Raw genomic sequence first — 21,604 nt, 5'->3', positions numbered from 1 at the left:
GATGCCTAAGATCCTCAGCTTCTCTGACGACGCCCGCCACCTGCTGGAGCACGGGGTCAACACGCTCGCCGACGCGGTCAAGGTCACGCTGGGTCCGAAGGGCCGCAACGTGGTGCTGGACAAGAAGTTCGGCCCGCCGACGATCACCAACGACGGCGTGACCATCGCCAAGGAGATCGAGCTGTCCAGCCCGTACGAGAACCTGGGCGCGCAGCTGGTCAAGGAGGTGGCGACCAAGACCAACGACGTCGCCGGCGACGGCACCACCACCGCCACCGTGCTCGCCCAGGCGATGGTGCGCGAGGGCCTGCGCAACGTGACCGCCGGCGCCAACCCGGCCGGTCTCAAGCGCGGCATCGACCAGGCGGTCACCAAGATCAGCGACGCCCTGCTCGGCAAGGCCGTCGCGATCGCGGACAAGTCTGACATCGCGCACGTCGCCACGATCTCCGCGCAGGACCGCGCCATCGGTGAGCTCATCGCCGAGGCGATGGACAAGGTCGGCCGCGACGGTGTCATCACCGTCGAAGAGGGCTCGACCATGACCACCGAGCTCGAAGTCACCGAGGGCATGCAGTTCGACAAGGGCTTCATCTCGCCCCACTTCGTCACCGACGCCGAGTCGGGCGAGGCGGTGCTGGACGACCCGTACATCCTCATCACCACCAGCAAGATCTCCTCGATCGAGGAGCTGCTGCCGCTGCTGGAGAAGGTCCTGCAGACCGGCAAGCCGCTGCTGCTCGTCGCCGAGGACGTGGACGGCCAGGCGCTGAGCACCCTGGTGGTCAACTCGATCCGCAAGACCATCAAGGTCGCCGCGGTCAAGGCGCCCGGGTTCGGCGACCGCCGCAAGGCGATGCTGCAGGACCTCGCGGTCCTGACCGGCGGCGAGCTGGTCGCGCCGGAGCTGGGCTACAAGCTCGACGCCGTCGGCATCGAGGTGCTGGGCCAGGCCCGCCGCGTGGTGATCACCAAGGACACCACCACCGTCATCGACGGTGTCGGCAAGCAGGGCGAGGTCGACGCCCGCGTCGCGCAGATCCGCAAGGAGATCGAGGCCTCGGACTCCGACTGGGACAAGGAGAAGCTGGGCGAGCGTCTCGCCAAGCTCTCTGGCGGCATCGCCGTCGTCAAGGTCGGCGCCGCGACCGAGGTCGAGATGAAGGAGCGCAAGCACCGCATCGAAGACGCGATCGCCGCGACCCGTGCCGCGATCGAGGAGGGCATCGTCCCCGGTGGCGGTGCCGCGCTGGCCCAGATCACCTCGGTGCTCGACGACGACCTCGGCCTGACCGGCGACGAGAAGACCGGTGTCTCGATCGTGCGCAAGGCGCTGGTCGAGCCGCTGCGCTGGATCGCCCAGAACGCCGGCCACGACGGCTACGTCGTGGTGCAGAAGGTCCAGGCCAGCGACTGGGGCCACGGCCTCGACGCGGCCAAGGGCGAGTACGTCGACCTGGCCAAGTCCGGCATCGTGGACCCGGTGAAGGTGACCCGCAACGCGGCGATCAACGCCGCGTCGATCGCGAGCCTGCTGCTGACCACCGAGTCCCTGATCGTCGAGAAGCCGGTCAGGGCCGAGCCCGCCGGCAACGGCGGCCACGGCCACTCGCACGGCCCGGGTGGGCACTCGCACTGACCCCGCTCCCGGCCCTGCCGGGGGTAAAGAAGGGCACCTTCTCATCGCATGGCGAGGTAGAAGGTGCCCTTCCTGATTTCTGCCCCCTTCACTTCTAACCCCTGCGGCCGTTCGGCGGGGCGGCGGTAAGCGATCGGTAATGCGTTCGGTCATGGTCGGCAGGCGCCGGGGCGAGCAGACTGTGGTCGTGACGACTCGGGTACGGGCGATGGCCGCGGGTGTGGTGTCGGCGGCGGTGGCGCTGGGCGTGGCGGAGCTGGTGGCGGTGTTCACCGGCCCGCGCACCTCACCGCTGATAGCGGTGGGCGGGGCGGTCGTCGACGCGACCCCGGAGGCGGTCAAGCACGTCGCGATCCAGTTGTTCGGGACGAACGACAAGGTCGCGCTGCTCACCGGCACCGTGCTCCTGCTGGCCGCCTTCGCGGCCGTGGTGGGCCTGCTGGCGCGGCGCGACTTCCGCTGGGGTGTCGCCGGGATCGGACTGTTCGCCCTGCTCGGGGTGGCCGCGGCGGTGACCCGGCCCAACGCGGGCCCGCTGGCGCTGCTGCCCACCGTCGTCGGCTCGGCCGCCGCGATCGCGGTGCTGCACTGGCTGCTGCGCGCGGCCGAGGTGACCGGCGCCGACCCCTCCGACGACGCCGCCCGGCGGCGGTTCCTGCGGTTCGCGCTGCTCGGCGCGGGCGGCGCCGTGGTGGCCGGATTCCTGGGCCGTACGCTGTCGGCCCGGCGCGGGGTGCAGGAGGCGCGGGCGCAGCTCACCCTGCCGACGCCGCAGAACCCGGCCCCGGCCCTGCCCGCGAACGTGGACCCGCCCGCGGCGGGGCTGTCGCCGTACGTCACGAGCAACGAGGCCTTCTACCGCATCGACACCGCGCTGGTGGTGCCGCAGGTCGACCCGGACTCGTGGCGGCTGCGCATCCACGGGCGGGTGGCCCGGCCGATGGAGCTGACCCTCCAGCAGCTGATGGCCCGGCCGACCGTCGAGCGGTACGTCACGCTGACCTGCGTCTCCAACGAGGTCGGCGGCGACCTGGTCGGCAATGCCCGCTGGCTGGGCGTACGGGTCAAGGACCTGCTCGACGAGGCGGGTCCGCTCGACGGCGCCGACCAGGTGGTCAGCCGCTCGGCCGACGGCTGGACCTGCGGCACCCCCACGTCGGCGCTGCGCGACGGCCGCGACGCGTTGCTGGTGTTCGCGATGAACGGCGAGCCGCTGCCGGTCGAGCACGGCTTCCCGGTCCGCATGGTCGTGCCCGGCCTGTACGGCTACGTCAGCGCCTGCAAGTGGATCACGGAGATGGAGCTGAGCTCCTTCGCCGACTTCGACGCGTACTGGGTGCGCAAGGGCTGGGCGGCGCAGGGGCCGATCAAGACGGAGTCGCGGATCGACACCCCCAAGGCGTTCGGCGCGGTCTCCCCCGGCGACACCGTGATCGGCGGGGTGGCCTGGGCGCAGCACCGGGGCGTCTCCGTGGTCGAGGTGCGCGTGGACGAGGGTCCGTGGGAGCCCGCCACGCTGGCCGGAACCGTCGGACCCGACACCTGGCGGCAGTGGACGATCCCGTGGAAGGCGACGCCCGGCACCCACACCATCTCGGTCCGGGCGGCCGACGCGACCGGTGCGCTACAGCCGGAGGACCGCGCCGATCCGTTCCCGGACGGCGCCCAGGGCTGGCACACGATCAGCGTGCAGGTGCACTGAGCGCTGCGGATGTCACCGGCCGGCCGCGACCGCGGCCGAGAGCTCGGGCTCCAGCCGTGCTTCGAGGCGCTCGACGTCGACGCGGGCACCGCAGCGGTCGGCGACGTCGCGCCAGCCGATCTGCAACAGGCGGTGCCGCTCGTGTTCGGTGAAACCGCCCCACACGCCGTACGGCTCGCGGGTGGTGAGGGCGTGCGCGGCGCACTCGGCGCGCACGGGACAGGAGCCGCACACCTTCTTGGCGGCGGACTCGCGGCGCCCCCTAGATGAGCCCCGCTCACCATCAGGGTGGAAGAATTGCAGGCTGTCACGCCCTCTGCACGCGCCGTGATGCTGCCAATCCCAAACGTCGGCTATCGGACCGGGGAGTCTGCGGAAGTGGGCCATCTGACCTCCTAGGGGATGGGAGGCTTGAGGTCAAGCGAAGAGATTTGGGACAACGTCAGCACGTTACTCCTCGTACGTCCACTTGTCGTCATCGAGTGGATGATCAGGTAGTGCTGGACAGAGTTTTCGACGGAATCCCCGGAAAGTGCGTAATGATCTGGGTGTCTCGTGGTCTTCTTCGCAGGAGAGAGGGGGATCACCGTGCAGACCGTCCTCGTTTGCGTACGCACCACCATGGCCGCGGCCACGATCGCGACCTGCGCCGAGCGGCTGGGGATAGCCGCCGGGGTGCGTACCGCGACCAGTGCCACCGAGGCGATAGCGCAGTTGGCCACGTTCCCGGCCGGGATCGTGCTCGCCGACACCGCGCTGACCCGCCCCGACACCGTCGGGTTCACCCGAAAGGTGCTCGCGGCGGTGCCGCATGCCCAGCTGGTGCTGTTCGGCCCGGAGGAACCGGCCGCCGCGCAGGCGGCCATCCGGGCCGGGGCCCGCGGCCTCATCGGTGGCACCGACCCTGACCCGGTCAGCACCGCGGCCAAGGCGCTGCTGCTGGTCAGCAGACCCGTGGCGCGCACCGAGGCGATCCGCCCGGCTGTCGCCGGGGTGATGGCCGGCGCCGCGCGCACCGGAGTCAGACCGCTGCCCGCCGGACCCGCGACGGCCGGGACCTACCCCGGCCGCCAGTTGGGGGTGCCCGCTGCCGCGGTCGTGCCCGCCCAGCGTGGAGACCTGGCCACCGAGCAGATGGTGCCCTCGGCCCGCCCGGCGCGCTCGGTCACCCTCACCGAGCGCGAACTCCAGGTGCTGCGCGGTATGGCCGACGGCCAGAGCAACGCCGAGATCGGCCGCGACCTGTTCGTGTCCGAGGACACCGTCAAGACCCACGCCCGCCGGCTGTTCCGCAAGCTGGGCGCGCGTGACCGCGCCCACGCGGTGGCGGCGGGATTCCGGGCCGGACTGGTGTTCTGAGGGGACCACCCCGCCGCTCTACCCGCCGCCGCCCCGCCTAAACCCGGCCGGCGGGTGGAGAAGATCTCAGTCCTCGACCATGTCGTCGACGGCGTCGGCGTAGCCGCGCGCGTACTCCCAGGTCACGTAGTGATCGGGGTCCGGGTCGTAGGCCGGCTCGTGCACCCGCGGGCGGCCGGAGTCGAGCAGGTGGCGCAGGTTGCCGCGGAGCAGGTCCCAGTCGAAGTAGTGCGGCTCGCGGCAGTCCTCGCAGTCGACGACGAGACCCCGGATGCCCTTGGGGGACAGCAGCACCTGGTAGACCTCCAGCTCGGCCAGATCGGCCAGGAGGTCGGCGCGTTCCTGCGTCGAGAGTTCGCCGTACGCGTCGCCCTCGGGGTCCTCCAGCCCCGCCGTGGGGTCGGCCGGATCGCCGTGGAACGGGTCAATGGGCTCGTCGTGCACCCCTTCACGTTAGTCTCCCGCACGCGGCAGTGGGGGCGCAGACACAGGCCCGCTTCCCGACAGCCTGTCCGGGATCGTCCGGCGCAGGTCAGCGCGCGGGTAGCATGCAGTCGTCCCGTTGTCGCGCGATCGTCCGGTTCGCGTCGGCGGTCGGGGCGACGGGGCCTGCCCGCGAGACTCCACCAGGCCGCACCGGCGACGACCGTCCTGCTCGTGCCCGGCGAACCGGCCTCGCGGTAGCGTTTGTTCAACTGAACCGCGGAGGAGAGACCCGTGCGAGACATCGTCGAGATCGGCCTGGGCAAGACCGCGCAGCGCGGCTACCACCTCGATGACATCGCCATCGTGCCGACACGTCGCACCCGGGACGTGGACGACGTCTCCACGAACTGGCAGCTCGACGCGTACCGCTTCGCCATCCCGTGCGTGGCCCACCCGTCCGACGCCACCATGAGCCCGGCCGGCGCCGTCGCGCTGGGCCGCCTCGGCGGCCTCGGCGTCCTCAACGTCGAGGGCCTGTGGACCCGGTACGAGGACCCCGGCAAGCTGCTCGCCGAGCTGGCGCACGCCGCGGGCGAGGGCGACGACGAGAACATGACCGGCCGGCTCCAGCAGCTCTACGCCGCCGAGCCGATCAAGCCGGAGCTGATCGCCGAGCGCGTCCGGGAGATGCGCGACCTGGCCGCGAAGTCGGGCGGCGGCGTCACCGTCGCCGTACGCGTGTCGCCGCAGCACACGCTGGCGCTCGCCCCGGTCATCCTCGACGCCGGGGTGGACCTGCTGTTCATCCAGGGCACCATCGTGTCGGCCGAGCACGTGTCGACCGTGGACGAGCCGCTGAACCTCAAGGAGTTCATCGCCGACCTGGACCTGCCGGTCGTCGTCGGCGGCTGCACGAACTACCAGACCGCGCTGCACCTGATGCGCACCGGCGCGGCCGGCGTCATCGTCGGCATCGGCGCCGACCACCTGTCCACCACGGACACCGTGCTGGGCATCCGGGTGCCGATGGCCACCGCGATCGCCGACGCGGCCGCGGCCCGCCGCGACTACCTCGACGAGACCGGCGGCCGGTACGTCCACCTCATCGCCGACGGCGACCTGCACACCTCCGGCGACATCGCCAAGGCCCTGGGCTGCGGCGCCGACGCGGTCATGCTCGGCGCCCCGCTGTCGCTGGCCGAGGGTGCGCCCGGCGGCGGCCTGTGGTGGCACGGGTCGGCCAGCCACCCGAAGCTGCCGCGCGGCTCGATCGGGTTCACCCGCGAGCCGATGGGCTCGCTGGAGGAGGTGCTGTTCGGGCCCGCCACCGACCCCGACGGCCTGCTCAACCTGTTCGGCGGCCTCAAGCGCGCCATGGCCAAGTGCGGCTACCGCGACCTGAAGGAGTTCCAGAAGGTCGGCCTGATGCTGGACCGCTGAGGCTGTGCGCGGGTGCGGCTGTTGTAAAGCGAGTTTGTATTGCTGTAGCTCAGTCTGCGGACCGCCTGCTTTGTGTGAAGCACGCCCCTGCCTTGAGGTTTACCGGAGGGCTCCGGTCAGAATGTATATACAAAATGACCGGGGCAACGGTGGCGGCGTGGAGCGGAGTTGGTGTGGGCGGAAGGCTGATCGATGAGGTGACGGTATCGGGGTTCACCTCAATCAGGCAGGCCACGGTCACACTGACCCGCCTGAACGTGCTCATCGGTGCTAACGGTGCTGGCAAGAGCAACTTTCTGCGAGTGCTGGAACTCTTCAGCAGGCTTGCCGAAGGGAGGTTCAGTGAGGCTGTCGCCAGCGGTGGTGGGGCATCAGCGCTCACGCGACGCGACATGAAGCGGCCCAGCTTGACGGCCCGCGCAGACGCCACCTCATATGGGGCTTCTTTCGGGAAGACCGCCGACGATCGCCTTGTCATCGAGGATGAGCGGCTGGTCGATCGGAAAGGGCCTAGCGTGCTGCCGGTCAATGCGCATGAGGCAACCGCCCTACTCAGCGACGACCGCTCCGTGTGGCTTCGCGAGGCGCTGGCAGGCTGTCGTGTGTTTCATTTCAACAACACCGGCCGAGACGCACAGGTGAGGATGCCTGTGCCGACTGCTGACAATCTCGCGATCAGCCCCGACGGGGGTAATCTTGCGGCAGTCCTCTGGTCTTTGAGGCAGCTGGATAAGGCAGCGTATGGCCGTGTCGTTGACGCTGTCCGCCTGGTGGCGCCATTCTTCCAGGATTTCGTCCTGCAACCGGACACGCGCAACGATTTGATCAGGCTTCGGTGGCGCGAGGTGGGCTCCGACGCTGTCTATGGGGTCCACCAAATGTCAGACGGCACATTGCGTTTCGTCTGCCTGGCTACCCTGCTGCTTCATCCGGCGGTGCCGCGGCTGGTGGTGCTGGACGAGCCAGAACTCGGCATGCATCCTTTCGCAGTGGCACAGTTCGTGGACCTGATCCGCGGTTTGCCCGATGACCGGCAGGTCGTGATCGCTACGCAGTCGATTGCGCTTCTTGAGCAGTTCGCGTTGACCGATGTCGTCGTCGTCGATCGTGAGAGGGGCGCATCGGTGTTCCATCGGCCAGAGGCCGCCAAATTGAGCAGTTGGTTGGAGGAGTACACCCTCGGCGAGTTGTGGCAGTCGAACCTCATCGGTGGCAGACCGATGCGAGAGAACCCGTAGGCTGCCCGAGTGCGACGCGTCCATGTGCTGATCGAGGGTCAGACCGAGGAGCTGGTTTTGCGGGATCTGTTGCTGCCATACCTCGAAGGGCTGCAGATCCAGGCGAGCTACAACATCCTGATCACCAGGCGCCAAGGCTCCGCTCCAGCCGGGCGGGGCGGAGTCAGCTCCTGGAACCGGATCGAGCCGATGCTCCGCCACCTGTTACGAGATCCGACACTGGACAGGGTAACGACGATCTTCGACTACTACGCATTTCCATCTGATGCGCCAGGTATGCGGGAACGAGCACGTCAGCGCGACCCTTACAGTGCCGTCCGGTACGTCGAGACCGAGCTGGCGGCGGCCATCGGGGATCGTCGATTTGTTCCCTTTTTGGTCCTTCACGAGATCGAGGCCTGGGTTCTGTCGAGCATGCGTGCCCATGCCGAACCGCTGGCCCTGCGTGTAGCGATTCAAAACATGGTTGATCAAGCGGGCGGCCCGGAGTTGGTCAACGGAAGCCAGCAGACGGCCCCATCGAAGCGCCTTGAGCGCTTGTTCGAACGCCATCTGCGTCGCAAATACTTGAAAACCACGGACGGTCCGGCTTCACTTCGGGGGCATTCCGTTGAGGCACTCCGTGCCGACTGCCCTCATTTCGACCAGTGGCTCACTACTCTGACGACACCTGAGCCCTCCTAAACTCGCATGTCTACCGCACATTGGCGCGACTTCTGTCCAAGCGCGCATGAGGCGATCGCTGGCGTGACAACCTGGGCTGATGCCAGGAGGTCATAGAGTCTGGGTAAGTCGTGACACTGGGAGGGGCTCATGACGAGGCAGCGCTGGACAGCGGTCGCGGCAGCGGCGGCCGTACTGCTCGCGGGCGGGTGCTCGGCGGGCAAGAAGCCGCTGTTCACCGGCCCGAGCGGCGGTTTCCCCGAACCGTCGGCGGTCCCGGTGGCCGCCGCGGACCTGGGCAGCGCCGGTGACCCCTACTACCCCGGCTACGGCAACAGCGGCTACGACGTCGCCTCGTACGATCTGAAGGTCAAGTACGACCCCGCGACCGACCGGCTCACCGGCGTCGCGACCGTGACCGCGACCGCGACCGCGGTGCTGACCCGCTACCACCTCGATCTGCACGGGCTGACCGTCGAGCAGGTGACCGTGGACGGCAAGGCGGCCACCACGGCCCGCAAGCAGGACGAGCTGATCATCTCGGTGCCCGGGTCGATCCCGGCCGGGCAGAAGTTCGTCACCGTGGTCACCTACGGCGGCATCCCCACCCCGATCACCGGCCCCGAGCTGGGCGCCACCGGCCTGCTGTCCACCAGCGACGGCGCCTTCGTCATCGGCGAGCCCGAGTCGGCGACCACCTGGTACCCGGTCAACGACCACCCGCGCGACAAGGCCACGTACACGATCGCGCTGACGGTGCCCGCCGGGCTGTCGGCGCTGAGCAACGGGCTGCTGCGGAGCAAGAAGGACGACGGCGGCTGGACCACGTGGAACTGGCAGGTCACCTCGCCGATGGCGTCGTACCTGTCCATGTTCGTGATCGGCAAGTACCGGGTGGCGCAGAGCGAGCACAAGGGCAAGCCGGTGCTGACCGCGGTGTCGAACAGCATCCCGCGCGGAGACGTCGACGCCGCGGTGGCGCGTACCCCCGAGATCATCGACTTCCTGGAGCAGAGCTTCGGGCCGTACCCGTTCGACGCGTACGGCGGCATCGTCATCCACGACGACCGGGTCGGCTACGCGCTGGAGACCCAGACCCGGCCGGTCTACTCCGACGCGTTCTGGGGCCGCGGCCCGAACACCGTCGTGGTCGCGCACGAGCTGGCCCACCAGTGGTTCGGCGACAGCGTCTCGGTCGACACCTGGCGCAACATCTGGCTCAACGAGGGCTTCGCGACGTACGCGCAGTGGATGTGGGGCGAGCACGTCGGCGAGACGACGATCCAGGACGAGTTCGACCGGCGGTACGAGGACGAGGGCAACCAGATCTGGCGGATCGCCCCCGGCGAGCCCGGCAAGGACAACCTGTTCTCCGGCAGCGTCTACCAGCGCGGCGGCATGACCCTGCACGCCCTGCGCAAGCAGGTCGGCGACGACAAGTTCTTCACCATCCTCAAGACGTGGACCTCGGAGAACAAGGACCGCAACGTCACCACGGAGCAGTTCATCGCCCTGGCCGAGCGCATCAGCGGCCAGGACCTCCACGCCTTCTTCGACGCCTGGCTCTTCCAGCCCACCCGCCCAGAGCGCTGAGCCTGGGACGGGCGCGTGCGTGTCCGGTTGCGAGCCATGGACACGCACGCGTCGGCTCCGCCGTCTTCATCGCGGCGACGATGAGTCCACCGGGCATCGAACCGCCCCTGGAGCTGCGGTGACGATGCCGGAGGTGATCGTGCACGAGGTCCCGCTGACCGATATGGCGCGTGGTGCGGCAGATCTGGTCCGAACGATCATGGCGGAGATCCGGCCGAAGCTGATCGCGGCTGCCGTCTCCGGGAATCGGGGCGAGCGGCACAACGAGCGGCACGCCGGCAACTTCCTCTCCCAGCACGACCTGTGGATGCACGCCCGGTATCGCGATCTCCTGACACCCCTGCTCGGGCGGTTCGTGTACGCCTCGGAGGAGGGCGATCCGCAGGTCATCGGCGACGACCCGGACCCCGACCTCTGCGTGCTCGTGGACCCGTTGGACACCAGCGAGCTCGCGGTGCGCGGACTGCACGGGTACACGCACCTGATGATCTACTCCCGTTCGCTGGCGCGGCCCGTCGTCGCCGTGGTGGGCGACATCTTCCATCACGTGCAGCTCTATGTGGCCGCCCGGGACGCGGCGGGCAACGACCGGGCACTGCTGATCACGGCGGACGGACAGCCCCATGCGCTGCGCCCACCACAGCCGCGTGAGCTGACGGATGCCCTGGTCACGAACTTCCTCATGCGCCCGATGGAGCGGTTCCTGCCGCTGGCTGCCCAGACGCGGTTGGTCGAGGCGCTCGGGGCGGCGAACGATGCGGGTCAGGCCCGCGGCCGACTCGGCGTCGACTTCGGCTCGATCGGACTCTGCCACGTGGCGGCCGGGTTCACCGACGCGATGGTCGAGTTCACCAAGGGCTTCGCCGTGTGGGATCTCGCCCCCGGGCAGTACGTCCTCGTGGCGGCGGGAGGCGCGGTCGTCGGCCTGGATGGGCGTGAGCTGTCGCTGGATCTCGGGTTCGACTCCCTGGACGGTATCGCCGCCGCCATGACGCCGCGACGGAAGTTCGTCGCCACCGGCACGGTGGACCTCGCCCGCGACATCCTCAAGGTCCTCGACACCTGACATCGGGCCCGGACGTTCGTGCAGTTTCGGGGAAAGTGCACGAATGCGGGCCAAGATTCCTGCACTTTCCCCGAAACTGCACGAACGCCCGCGCCCCGCGCCCCGCGGCGGGCGGGCGGGCGGGCGCGGGCGGGGCGCGGGGTCTGGCGTGGGGCTTACTGGCGGGTAATAATCCTGCGCATGGCTCGCTACGACGTGGTGGTGATCGGGTCCGGGTTCGGTGGGAGTGTCGCCGCGCTCCGGCTCGCGGAGAAGGGGTACTCGGTCGCCGTGCTGGAGGCGGGGCGCCGCTTCGCCGACCGCGACTTCCCCAAGACGAGCTGGCGGGTGCGGCGGTTCCTGTGGGCGCCCGCGCTGGGCTGCTACGGCATCCAGCGGATCACGCTGCTGCGCCCGGACCGGGGTGAGCGCGGCGCGGGCGTGCTGGTGCTGTCCGGCGCCGGGGTCGGCGGCGGTTCGCTGGTGTACGCCAACACGCTGTACCGCCCGCTGCCCGACTTCTACGCCGACCCGCAGTGGCGCGACATCACCGACTGGCAGGCCGAACTGGCCCCGCACTACGACACCGCCGAGCAGATGCTGGGCGTGGTCACCTATGACCGGACCACCCCGGCCGACGAGCAGTTCCGGCAGGTCGCCGAGCGGATGGGCGTGGGGGAGACCTTCCACGCGACCCCGGTCGGCGTGTTCCTCGGGATGCCGGGCACGACGGTGCCGGACCCGTACTTCGGCGGGCGGGGCCCGGCGCGGGCGGGCTGCCTGCACTGCGGCGAGTGCATGACCGGTTGCCGCCACAACGCCAAGAACACCCTGGTCAAGAACTACCTGTGGCTGGCCGAGCAGGCGGGTGCGCAGGTCTTCCCGATGACGACGGTGACCGCGGTGCGCCCGCGCGAGGGCGGCGGCTACACCGTCGAGACGGCGCGGACCGGGGCGCTGGTCGCGAAGCGGCGGCGCTCGCCCGCCGGGGCGGTGATCGAGGCCGACCAGGTCGTGTTCGCGGCGGGTGCGCTGGGCACGCAGCGGCTGCTGCACGCGATGAAGGAGAAGGGCGTGCTGCCCCGGCTGTCGGACCGGCTCGGGGCGCTGACCCGTACCAACTCGGAGTCGCTGGTGGGGGCGACGATGCTGCCCGGCGACGCGCGCCGGCGCAAGCCGCGCTTCACCGAGGGTGTGGCGATCACCAGCTCGTTCCACCCGGACGCGCGTACGCACATCGAGCCGGTGCGCTACGGCAAGGGCTCGAACGCGATGGGCCTGCTCCAGTCGGCGCTGACCGACGGCGGCCCGGGGCGGGGGCGGCGCTGGCTGCGGGAGATGCTGCGCTGGCCGCTGCCGTACCTGCGGGCGATGTCGGTGCGGGGCTGGTCGGCCCGGACCATCATCGCCCTGGTCATGCAGTCGCTGGACAACTCGCTGACGGTGCGCTGGCGCCGCGGCGGCCTGCGGTCGACGCTCGGGCACGGGGCGCCGAACCCGACCTGGATCCCGGCGGGCAACGAGGCGGTGCGGCTGCTGGCCGAGCAGATCGGCGGGCTGCCGGGCGGGGCGCTGCCGGAGGTGCTGGACATCCCGCTGACCGCGCACATCCTGGGCGGGGCGGTGATCGGCGCGGACGCGGGCAGCGGCGTCGTGGACCCGTACCACCGCGTGTTCGGGCATCCGGGGCTGCATATCGTCGACGGCGCCGCCGTCTGCGCGAACCTGGGTGTGAACCCGTCGCTGACGATCACGGCGCAGGCCGAGCGGGCGATGGCGGCGTGGCCGGCCAAGGGTGAGGCGGACCGGCGGCCGGCGCCGGGGGAACCGTACCGAAAAATTACCGCCGCGTGACCCGGCGGCGACGCGCACGCCCGACCATGTCGGAGTGACCGTCGCTGCGACCACTCCCGCAGCCGCCGCGCGCGGCGGACGGGCAGACGTGGTCTATGTGCTGCTGCTGGTGCAGGCCGGGGCGGGCCTGCTGGGGATGCTCGGTGAGCTGCTGTTCATGGGCGGGCTGCCGTTCTACGCGATCGCGCCGCTGAGCCGGGTGGTGGTGACGTTCGTCTTCGCCGCCCTGGTGGTGCGCGGGCGGCGCGGCGCCCTGACCGGGGTGATCGTGCTGCAACTGCTGTCGCTGGCGGGGCTCGTGGCCAGCCTGGTGCTGGGCGCCTTCCCGGGCATCGACTTCACCCCGACGCTGACCGGCCTGCTCACCGGGCTGGTGCTGCCGGTGCTGGTGACGGTGCTGTGCGTACGGCTGCTGATCGCACCCGAGCCCGGGGCGGGCGCCCGGTGAACCCGGCCGAGACGCTGCTGGCCGGGATCGCGCCCGAGCACACCGCCGCGCTGGCCGCGGGCATCCTGGCCTGCTGCTTCCTGCCCTGGCTGGCACCCGCGCCGCTGAGCCCGCTCCCGCGCTGGGCGTACGTGCTGCTCGGCGCCGCCGCCGCGGTGCACCTGGCGCTGCCGCTGGGCCACCGCGACGGCGCCTGGCTGACGGCCGGTTTCCTGCTCAGCGGGGTGGCGTACGGGCTGCTGGCCTGGCTGGCGCGCGGGGACCGGCGCGGCTGGCGGCTGGGGACGGCGCTGCTGGTGCCGCTGAACCTGCTGGCGTACCTGGTCGTGATCGGGCGCGGCGGCGAGGAGGCCGACCAGGTCGGCATCGCGGCCGCGCTGGTGGAGCTCGTCGCGTTCGGGCTGGCCGTGGTGCCGCAGCGGCAGCCGGGTCGGCCGCGCCGGTTCGCGCGCGCGCTCGGTTCGACTTCGACGGTGCTCGCGGTGCTGGTCACCGGCATGGGCGTGTGGATCTCGACGCTGGTCGCGCACCAGGCGGCGGGTACGGCCGCCGGTGCGAGCCAGGCGCCCGCGGTCGGCCACAGCCACGCCCACGGGCACGAGCACCTGCTGCGGGCCCAGGCCGGAGTGATCATGCGGCCGCTGCTCGGCGACCACCACCCGACCGCCGCGCAGGCCGACGCTGCCGCGCACCTGGCCGCCGACACCAAGGAGTCGGTGCGCCGGTTCGCGCGCCTGTCCGACGCGCTGGCGGCCGGGTACGAGCTGCCGGTGACCGGGAAGACCGGCCCGGACGTGCATCTGGAGAACCCGGTGTTCAAGGCCGACGGCGCGGTGCTGGACCCGCGGCGGCCGGAGATGCTGGTCTTCGCGATCGAGGGCGGCCGGGCGACGCTGCTGGGCGTGGTCTACGTGATCGAGCGCGCCGGGACCGCCGGGCCGGAGCCGGGCGGCCCGGTCACCCGCTGGCACGCGCACAACCTGTGCATCTCGCTGGCGCCGCCCGGCATCGGCGTGGTCACGCCGTTCGGCGGGTGCCCGACGCTGTCGGTGGCGCTGACGACGCCGGAGATGATGCACGTGTGGGTGGTGGACCCGCCCGGCGGCGCGTTCGCCGAGGGCGTGGACCAGAAGTGGGCCCGGGACTACCACCGCACGCACGGGCTGCCGACCGCTTAAGGTGTTCGGCATGGGGAGGATGACGACGCGGGCTCGCATTGCGACGGTCGCGCTGACGGTGTCACTGCTGGCCGCGGGCTGCGGTGGCGGGGAGAAGCCGGTGTTCGAGGCCGCTGCGTCGCCGTCGCCGGTGACGGAGGCGGCTTCGCCGTCGGCACCGCCCTCCGCCGAGCCGTCGCCGTCGCCGTCGGTCAAGCCGTCGCCGTCGGTGAAGCCGATCAAGAACGGCAACGTGCTGCGGCACGGCGCGGGCACGTTCCGCACCGCGCCCGGCGGCACCGACGTGGTCGGCACCGCGGGCACGCTGCGGACCTACTACGTGCAGGTGGAGAACGGGATCACCACGTTCGACCCGGACGGCTTCGCCGCGGCGGTCGACACGATCCTGGCCGATCCGCACAGCTGGATCGCGTCCAAGAAGTGGCGGTTCAAGCGGGTCACCGCGGGCGTGACGCCCGACTTCTACATCAAGCTGGCCACCCCGGACACCATGGACCGGATGTGCGGCACCGCCGGGCTGGACACCGCGGGCATCTTCTCCTGCCAGTACGGCAACTATGTCATGATCAATCTGTACCGCTGGACCAACGGCGCGACCGGGTTCACCGACCTGAGCGTGTACCGCAACATGGTGGTCAACCATGAGACAGGTCACTATCTCGGCCACGGCCACGTGTTCTGCTCCGGAGCGGGCAAGCTGGCGCCGGTGATGCAGCAGCAGACCAAGTCCTTGCAGGGCTGCAAGGCCAATCCGTTCCCGTACCCCGACGGGGTCCACTACGTGGGTTGACCTGGGCGCCACGTTAAGGTTGGGGTCATGACTACGCCGCGCCCCGTTCTGGTGGTTGACTTCGGAGCCCAGTACGCCCAGCTCATAGCCCGTCGGGTGCGCGAGGCGCGGGTCTATTCGGAGATCGTCCCGCATTCGATGTCCGTCGATGAGATGATGCGCCGGAACCCGGCCGCGATCATCCTGTCCGGCGGCCCGTCGAGTGTGTACGAGCCCGGCGCGCCGCAGGTCGACCCGGCCCTGTTCGCGGCGGGCGTGCCGGTCTTCGGCATCTGCTACGGCTTCCAGGCCATGGCCGCGGCGCTGGGCGGCACGGTCAGCCACACCGGCCTGCGCGAGTTCGGGGGCACCTCGGTCGAGGCGCAGCCCGACGCGGGCGTGCTGTTCGCGGGCCTGCCCGCGCGCCAGGACGTGTGGATGAGCCACGGCGACTGCGTGAGCGTCGCCCCGGCCGGGTTCACCGTCACCGCCGCCTCGGCGGGCGCGCCGGTCGCCGCGTTCGAGGACACCTCGCGCGGCTTCGCCGGGGTGCAGTTCCACCCCGAGGTCGCGCACACGCCGTACGGTCAGCGCCTGCTGGAGCGGTTCCTGCACGAGGTGGCCGGGATCGAGCCGGCCTGGACCATGGGCAACATCATCGACGACCAGGTGGCCGCGATCCGCGCCCAGGTCGGCGACGCCGAGGTGATCTGCGGCCTGTCCGGCGGCGTCGACTCGGCGGTGGCCGCGGCGCTGGTGCACAAGGCCGTCGGCGACCAGCTGACCTGCGTCTTCGTCGACCACGGCCTGCTGCGCGCGGGTGAGGCCGAGCAGGTCGAGCGCGACTACGTCGCCGCCACCGGCATCAAGCTGAAGGTCGTCGACGCGGCGGACCGGTTCCTGGGCGCGCTGGCCGGGGTGACCGACCCGGAGACCAAGCGCAAGATCATCGGCCGGGAGTTCATCCGGGTGTTCGAGGCCGCCGCGCGCGAGGTCGCGGCCGGCGGCGACGTGCGCTTCCTGGTCCAGGGCACGCTCTACCCGGACGTGGTCGAGTCCGGTGGCGGCACCGGCACCGCCAACATCAAGAGCCACCACAACGTGGGCGGCCTGCCCGACGACCTCAAGTTCGACCTGGTCGAGCCGCTGCGCACGCTGTTCAAGGACGAGGTGCGGGCGCTGGGCGCGAGCCTCGGCCTGCCCGAGGAGATGGTCTGGCGGCACCCGTTCCCGGGTCCGGGCCTGGCCATCCGCATCATCGGCGAGGTCAACCAGCACAACCTCGACATCCTGCGCGCCGCCGACCTGGTCGCCCGCCAGGAGCTGACCGCCTCCGGCCTCGACCGCGACGTGTGGCAGTTCCCGGTGGTGCTGCTGGCCGACGTCCGCTCGGTCGGCGTGCAGGGCGACGGCCGCACCTACGGCCACCCGGTCGTGCTGCGCCCGGTCTCCAGCGAGGACGCGATGACCGCCGACTGGTCCCGCCTGCCGTACGACCTCGTCGCCCGGATCTCCACCCGCATCACCAACGAGGTCCCCGAGGTCAACCGCGTCGTGCTCGACGTGACGAGCAAGCCCCCGGGCACCATCGAGTGGGAGTGAGTGAACGTTGAGCCCCGGCCCTCGGCCGGGGCTCAACTCTTTGTGTGCGGTGTCCCAAGATCTGTTTTTATGCCCAGTTCACGGCACTGAGCTGGGACGCCGGACCACAAAGGTGATCAATGGCAGTAATGGAACGCGAAGGTACTTATAATTCGGACATCTTGTCGTGATCTTCGCGGCGGGGGAGAATGACTTCTCGTGACCACCGCGCTACAGGCATTGCGGCGGATCGCCGCGTATGCCGTCATCACCAACGACTCTGACCAGGTGCTTCTGGTCCGAGCCTCCGCGCAGTCCGGCACCCCGGGCATCTGGTCCCTCCCTGGAGGGGCGGTGGACCACGGCGAGCATCCCAACGACACCGTTGTCAGGGAGACTGCCGCCGAGACCGGTCTGAGCATCGCCGTCACCGGCCTGCGCGACGTGCTCGCCGACATGCGGGCACTGCCGCACCGCGGCGTGACCATCCACACCGACCGCGTCATCTACGCCGCGCGGGTGCGCGGCGGAGCGCTGCGCGAACGCGTCGCCCAGCCCACCGACCTGGTGCGCTGGTTCGACCTCGACGAGTGCGCCCAGCTCCCGTTGCGGCCGTTCACCGCGGGGGCGCTCGGGCTGTCCGCCGTCGCCGCGGACCAGCTCCCCGACGAGGTGCCCGACTTCCCGTCGTTCCACGCCGTGCCCGGCGCGGACGGCCTGCACCGCGCGCAGCGCTTCGCGGCGTACGCGGTGGTCACCGACCGGCAGCAGCGCGTGCTGCTGACCCGGATCTCCCCCAACTACCCGGGTGCGGGCCTGTGGCACCTGCCCGGCGGCGGCACCGACTACGGCGAGCAGCCCGGCAGCGCGCTCATCCGCGAGCTGGTCGAGGAGACCGGCCAGCGCGGCCACCTCGGCGAGCTGCTCGGGGTCGCCAGCCACCGCGACGCGGCGTCGCTGGGCCCGGAGGGCTACCCGATCGACTGGCACGGCGTGCGGGCCTTCTACCGGGTCCGCGTCGACCGCGCCACCAAGCCGAAGGTGTACGACCAGGGCGGCTCGACCGCCGAGGCGCGCTGGGTCACCCCCAGCGAGCTGGGCGAACTCGGCCCCGAGGACGTCACCGAGGTGACCGCCGAGGCGCTGCGGGCCGCCGCGCTGCCCCGCATGCCCCGGCAGGTGTGAGCGGTCGCCTAGCCTGGCGGCCATGGAGAAGCGACGCAGGATCGGGGCGTACGGGATCGCCCGCGACGAGCAGGGCCGGCTGCTGCTGGTCCGCTCGTCGGCCAGGTCGAACCACCCCGGGCGATGGTTCCTGCCCGGGGGCGGCCTCAACCACGGCGAGGAACCGGCCGCCGGACTGGCCCGGGAGTTCCTGGAGGAGACCGGCCTCACCGTGCGCGTCACCGGCCTGCACGCGGTCTCGTCGGACCTGGTCGACATGCCGTGGCGCGGCGTGCTGCTGCACCACGACCGGGTCGTCTACGACGTGGAGGTCACCGGCGGGGAGCTGACCGTCGAGACCGACGGCACCAGCGACCTGCCCGCCTGGGTGGAACCGGCGCGCCTGGCCGAGCTGCCGGTCATCCCGTTCGTGGCCCGGACCCTCGGGCTGCCCGAGCCCGCCGTCGACACCCCGCCGCCCCCGGCCGCCGACGAGGCGGGCGAGCTGTCCGCGGACGGGCGGCTGGTGCGCCAGACGAACCGGGTGATGCGCTTCGGGGCGTACGGCGTCGTCACCGACCCGGCGGGCCGGGTGCTGCTGTCGCTGACCTCGCCGGGCTACCCCGGTGCGGGCCTGTGGCACCTGCCCGGCGGTGGCACCGACTTCGGCGAGCAGCCGCAGGCCGGGCTGCTGCGCGAGATCTACGAGGAGACCGGGCAGGTCGGCCGGGTGGCCGAGCTGATCGAGGTGGGCTCGCACCACAACCCGGCCGCGGTCGGCCCCGAGGGCGTCCCGCTGGACTGGTACGTGGTCCGCGCGGTCTTCCGGGTCATCGTCGGGGACCCGACTGTGCCGGTGGTCACCGAGGTCAGCGGCTCGACCTGCGACGCGGCCTGGTTCCACCCGTCCGAGCTGGGCGGTATTCCGCTGACGGACGCCGCAACCAGAGAATTGCGCCATATGAGGTGAATTTGTCGGTCGGGTAGACTGGCCACCGGACCGAGACAGACCGCCCCCGGGATGCTTCATGGCCTAGGGGCCGATTTGCCCCTTCAGTGGCCCAATGGGTGGAGATTTCGACCCGCTGGGTATCGCCAAGGCACACACGGGTGTGCGATGGTGTAGGCCGCAAAAGCCGGACGGTCCGCTGAGGCGGCGGAAAGGAACCGTACCGGCCATGGAGGGACGACACGTGCCGAGAGCCTTATGGCGTCGGCGTCGCTTGACGGACAGTCCGCGTCCAGCGGGCCGGCAGTGGACCGGTCGCTTGCGCGCAGGCAGCTCCTTCGCCCGGCAGATGCTGCTGGTGCCGGTGGGACGGCTGCGCCGGACTGATCACTCCGTTGCGACGAGCCCCAATCTGCCCGGACTGGACCCGGTCGAGCTGCGCGCCATCGAGGCGGCCGCTGCGACCGAGACCGCCGAGCCGCCGACCCCGACCACGATCCCGCTGCTGCCCGGCGAGCGCACGCTCGACCGGCGCATCAAGTTCGCCATCGTGCAGGGATGCACGCTGAGCAGCCTGATGCTGGGCATGACCGCGATCTTCCTCGCGATCATGGGTGCCAACCCGATGTACGGTGCGCTCTGCCTGCTCGCCTGCATCACCTTCGACGGCCTCGACGGGGCCCTGGCCCGCAAGTTCGGCGTGGCCAGCCCGTTCGGCGTGCAGATGGACTCGCTGGGCGACATGACGTCGTTCGGCATCGCAGCCCCGGTGGTCATCTACTCCGCGCTCAAGGACGCGGTGGCCACGCCGGTGCTGATCGCCGCATGCGCGCTCGTCGCGTGCTGCGCGGCGATCCGCCTGGCCCGCTTCAACGTGTCCCCCAAGGACGGCCGCTTCTTCTGCGGCGTGCCGACCACCATGGCCGCGACCGTGCTCGCGGTGACCGTGCTCCTCAAGTCGACCGGGCTGGGCAGCTCGCTGCCGGCCGGCGCGCTGGTGCTCGGGGTGGTGCTGCTGGCCCTGGCGATGGTCTCCAGCTTCCCGTACGCCAAGCTCGCGAAGGTGGTCAAGCTGCCGCCGACGCTGTTCATCCTGCCGCTGGTCGGCCTGGTGTGGAACCCGCTGGTCACCTTCGGCCTGCTGGTCCTGGTGTATCTCGCCAGCGGCCCGCTGCTGTGGGCCCGCCAGCGCCAGACGGCCCGCGTGGCCTGATCAGCCGATAACGAGAGCGCCGCCCCGGTCCACTGGACCGGGGCGGCGCTTTTCGTACGGGGTCAGCGCAGGCGGGCGATGACCGTGGACGCACCGGTCACCCGGTCGCCTGGGGCGACCAGGGCCTCGGCGCGGTCGGCGGGCAGGTACACGTCCGTGCGGGAGCCGAAGCGGATCAGGCCGAACCGCTCGCCCTTGGCCAGCAGCGCGCCGATCGGGGCCCGCTGCACGATCCGGCGCGCGATCAGGCCGGTGCGCTGGGCGACGACCACCCGGCTGCGGTCCGGCGTCTCCAGCACCGTGTACGCCGCGACGTTGTGCTCGGCCTCCGGCTTCATCGCCGCGGCGTAGCCGCCGTCCTCGACGAAGTAGTCGACGACCTTGCCCGCCACCGGCGCCCGGTTGACGTGCACGTCGAACACGGACAGGAACACCGCGATGCGCAGGAACTCCTCGTCGGCGAAGCGCTCGTCGTAGATGTGCTCCACGCTGAGGACCTTGCCGTCGCTGGCGGCCACGACCGCGGTCGGGTCGGCGGGGACGTCGCGCTCCGGGTCGCGGAAGAACGCGGCCACCGGCGCGGCGGCCAGGGCGGGCACCAGCCACGCCTTCGACTTCGGGCGGATCGTCTTGAGCAGGGCGGCGGCGCCGAGCGCGATGCCGGCCGCGGCCACGCCGTTGGAGTCGATGTTCATGCCGCCGTACAGCGGGACGCTGCTCGGGCGGTAGGCGGGGCCGAGCTTGGCCGCGACGCCCGGGTCGACGTCGGTGAAGCGCAGGCGGTGCACCCGCACCGGCGGGGTGTTGCGCAGCACGAGGTCGGAGCCGACGCCCTGGCGGGCGGCGATCCGGTCGAGCTCGTCGTTGGCGCCGCCGGACAGGCCGGGCAGTGCGACCGCCGCGATGACCAGCAGGCCGCCCTCGGCGACGAGCTTGCTCAGGCGCTCGACCGTGGTGCGGGCCTCCTCGCCGGAGCCGACCACCGGCTCGGCGACGATGACCAGGTCGGCGGGCTCGGCGGCGCTGAGGTCGGCCACCACCTGCACCCGCTCGGCCAGGAAGCTGCCGAGGGTGGCCAGGTGCCCGGCCAAGCTGTCGTCGGCGGCGACCACGGTCAGCTTGTCGCCGGGCAGCAGCGCGTCGAGCGCCTCGGCGAGCACCAGCGAGTCGGCGCTCGCGCCGACCAGCAGGGCGGTCTTGGGTCCGGCGTGGCGGGCCAGCTCGGCGGTCAGGGTGCGCGCGGCCCGGTCGCCGATGCGGATCTGGCCGAGCGGTCCGAGCGCGGGTCGATCAGGCTGGTACTGGCTCATGGGACGGTGCTCCTCGTCATCGGGTGGTTCACC

19 protein-coding genes are annotated in these 21,604 nt (G+C 71.1%); 16 read left to right on the top strand and 3 right to left on the bottom strand.

The genetic code is table 11. The features are described from left to right. Nucleotide 1: 1 nt before the first annotated feature. Entirely contained in the window at nucleotides 2–1,639 is a 1,638-nt protein-coding gene (gene groL / locus Cs7R123_RS16875) for a chaperonin GroEL (RefSeq protein ID WP_212827629.1), read from the top strand. Between the two features lie 151 nt (nucleotides 1,640–1,790). Then, entirely contained in the window at nucleotides 1,791–3,341 is a 1,551-nt protein-coding gene (locus tag Cs7R123_RS16870) for a molybdopterin-dependent oxidoreductase (RefSeq protein WP_374706992.1), read from the top strand. Nucleotides 3,342–3,353: 12 nt separating this feature from the next. Here the strand turns inward: Cs7R123_RS16870 and Cs7R123_RS16865 are convergent, their stop codons facing one another. Further along, entirely contained in the window at nucleotides 3,354–3,728 is a 375-nt protein-coding gene (locus Cs7R123_RS16865) for a WhiB family transcriptional regulator (RefSeq protein WP_212827627.1), read from the bottom strand. A gap of 201 nt (nucleotides 3,729–3,929) precedes the next feature. Between Cs7R123_RS16865 and Cs7R123_RS16860 the strand changes: the two genes are divergently transcribed. Next, nucleotides 3,930–4,700, top strand: coding sequence for a response regulator transcription factor (locus Cs7R123_RS16860; RefSeq protein WP_244871874.1), 771 nt, complete (start codon nucleotides 3,930–3,932; stop codon nucleotides 4,698–4,700). Between the two features lie 66 nt (nucleotides 4,701–4,766). On the opposite strand, the gene Cs7R123_RS16855 is transcribed toward Cs7R123_RS16860, so the two are convergent. After that, a complete protein-coding gene (locus Cs7R123_RS16855; protein ID WP_212827625.1) occupies nucleotides 4,767–5,144 on the bottom strand; it encodes a DUF5319 domain-containing protein in 378 nt (125 codons plus the stop codon). A gap of 273 nt (nucleotides 5,145–5,417) precedes the next feature. Between Cs7R123_RS16855 and Cs7R123_RS16850 the strand changes: the two genes are divergently transcribed. The 13 genes from Cs7R123_RS16850 to Cs7R123_RS16790 all read left to right on the top strand — a co-directional run bounded on the left by Cs7R123_RS16850 (nucleotide 5,418) and on the right by Cs7R123_RS16790 (nucleotide 20,261). Beyond that, the gene (locus Cs7R123_RS16850) at nucleotides 5,418–6,566 is read left to right on the top strand and encodes a GuaB3 family IMP dehydrogenase-related protein (protein WP_212827623.1); all 1,149 of its coding nucleotides are present in this window, start codon (nucleotides 5,418–5,420) and stop codon (nucleotides 6,564–6,566) included. Between the two features lie 173 nt (nucleotides 6,567–6,739). Beyond that, on the top strand, nucleotides 6,740–7,804 hold the full coding sequence (locus Cs7R123_RS16845; RefSeq protein WP_212827621.1) for an AAA family ATPase: 1,065 nt from the start codon (nucleotides 6,740–6,742) through the stop codon (nucleotides 7,802–7,804). A 9-nt stretch (nucleotides 7,805–7,813) separates the two neighbouring features. Then, a complete protein-coding gene (locus Cs7R123_RS16840) occupies nucleotides 7,814–8,488 on the top strand; it encodes a DUF4276 family protein (RefSeq protein ID WP_212827619.1) in 675 nt (224 codons plus the stop codon). A gap of 129 nt (nucleotides 8,489–8,617) precedes the next feature. Continuing rightward, on the top strand, nucleotides 8,618–10,060 hold the full coding sequence (locus tag Cs7R123_RS16835; RefSeq protein ID WP_212827617.1) for a M1 family metallopeptidase: 1,443 nt from the start codon (nucleotides 8,618–8,620) through the stop codon (nucleotides 10,058–10,060). Nucleotides 10,061–10,184: 124 nt separating this feature from the next. Then, nucleotides 10,185–11,126, top strand: coding sequence for an inositol monophosphatase family protein (locus Cs7R123_RS16830; RefSeq protein ID WP_244872016.1), 942 nt, complete (start codon nucleotides 10,185–10,187; stop codon nucleotides 11,124–11,126). Between the two features lie 180 nt (nucleotides 11,127–11,306). Then, nucleotides 11,307–12,959 carry an FAD-dependent oxidoreductase gene (locus Cs7R123_RS16825; protein ID WP_212827614.1) on the top strand — a complete coding sequence of 551 codons (1,653 nt, stop codon included), beginning with the start codon at nucleotides 11,307–11,309 and terminating at the stop codon, nucleotides 12,957–12,959. A 34-nt stretch (nucleotides 12,960–12,993) separates the two neighbouring features. Next, nucleotides 12,994–13,407: a hypothetical protein gene (locus tag Cs7R123_RS16820; protein WP_212827613.1), complete on the top strand. Its 414-nt coding sequence runs from the start codon at nucleotides 12,994–12,996 to the stop codon at nucleotides 13,405–13,407. Next, on the top strand, nucleotides 13,404–14,585 hold the full coding sequence (locus Cs7R123_RS16815; RefSeq protein ID WP_212827611.1) for a hypothetical protein: 1,182 nt from the start codon (nucleotides 13,404–13,406) through the stop codon (nucleotides 14,583–14,585). Before Cs7R123_RS16820 ends, Cs7R123_RS16815 begins: the two co-directional genes overlap by 4 nt. A gap of 10 nt (nucleotides 14,586–14,595) precedes the next feature. Next, nucleotides 14,596–15,375: a DUF3152 domain-containing protein gene (locus Cs7R123_RS16810; RefSeq protein ID WP_212827609.1), complete on the top strand. Its 780-nt coding sequence runs from the start codon at nucleotides 14,596–14,598 to the stop codon at nucleotides 15,373–15,375. Nucleotides 15,376–15,402: 27 nt separating this feature from the next. After that, on the top strand, nucleotides 15,403–16,956 hold the full coding sequence (guaA, locus tag Cs7R123_RS16805; protein ID WP_212827607.1) for a glutamine-hydrolyzing GMP synthase: 1,554 nt from the start codon (nucleotides 15,403–15,405) through the stop codon (nucleotides 16,954–16,956). A gap of 198 nt (nucleotides 16,957–17,154) precedes the next feature. Beyond that, entirely contained in the window at nucleotides 17,155–18,120 is a 966-nt protein-coding gene (locus Cs7R123_RS16800; RefSeq protein WP_212827606.1) for an NUDIX hydrolase, read from the top strand. Between the two features lie 22 nt (nucleotides 18,121–18,142). Beyond that, nucleotides 18,143–19,069, top strand: coding sequence for an NUDIX hydrolase (locus tag Cs7R123_RS16795; RefSeq protein WP_212827605.1), 927 nt, complete (start codon nucleotides 18,143–18,145; stop codon nucleotides 19,067–19,069). 298 nt (nucleotides 19,070–19,367) lie between these two features. Further along, nucleotides 19,368–20,261 (top strand): phosphatidylcholine/phosphatidylserine synthase, encoded by an 894-nt coding sequence (locus tag Cs7R123_RS16790; RefSeq protein ID WP_244871873.1) that lies wholly within the window; start codon nucleotides 19,368–19,370, stop codon nucleotides 20,259–20,261. 62 nt (nucleotides 20,262–20,323) lie between these two features. Here the strand turns inward: Cs7R123_RS16790 and Cs7R123_RS16785 are convergent, their stop codons facing one another. Next, complete coding sequence (locus Cs7R123_RS16785; protein WP_212827603.1) at nucleotides 20,324–21,571, bottom strand: phosphatidylserine decarboxylase; 1,248 nt, start codon at nucleotides 21,569–21,571, stop codon at nucleotides 20,324–20,326. Nucleotides 21,572–21,604 lie beyond the last annotated feature (33 nt).

This window comes from Catellatospora sp. TT07R-123 (assembly GCF_018327705.1).
Classification (GTDB): Bacteria; Actinomycetota; Actinomycetes; order Mycobacteriales; family Micromonosporaceae; genus Catellatospora.
The sequence above is the reverse complement of the archived record's forward strand: the minus strand, read 5'-3'. Positions and strand labels throughout refer to the sequence as shown.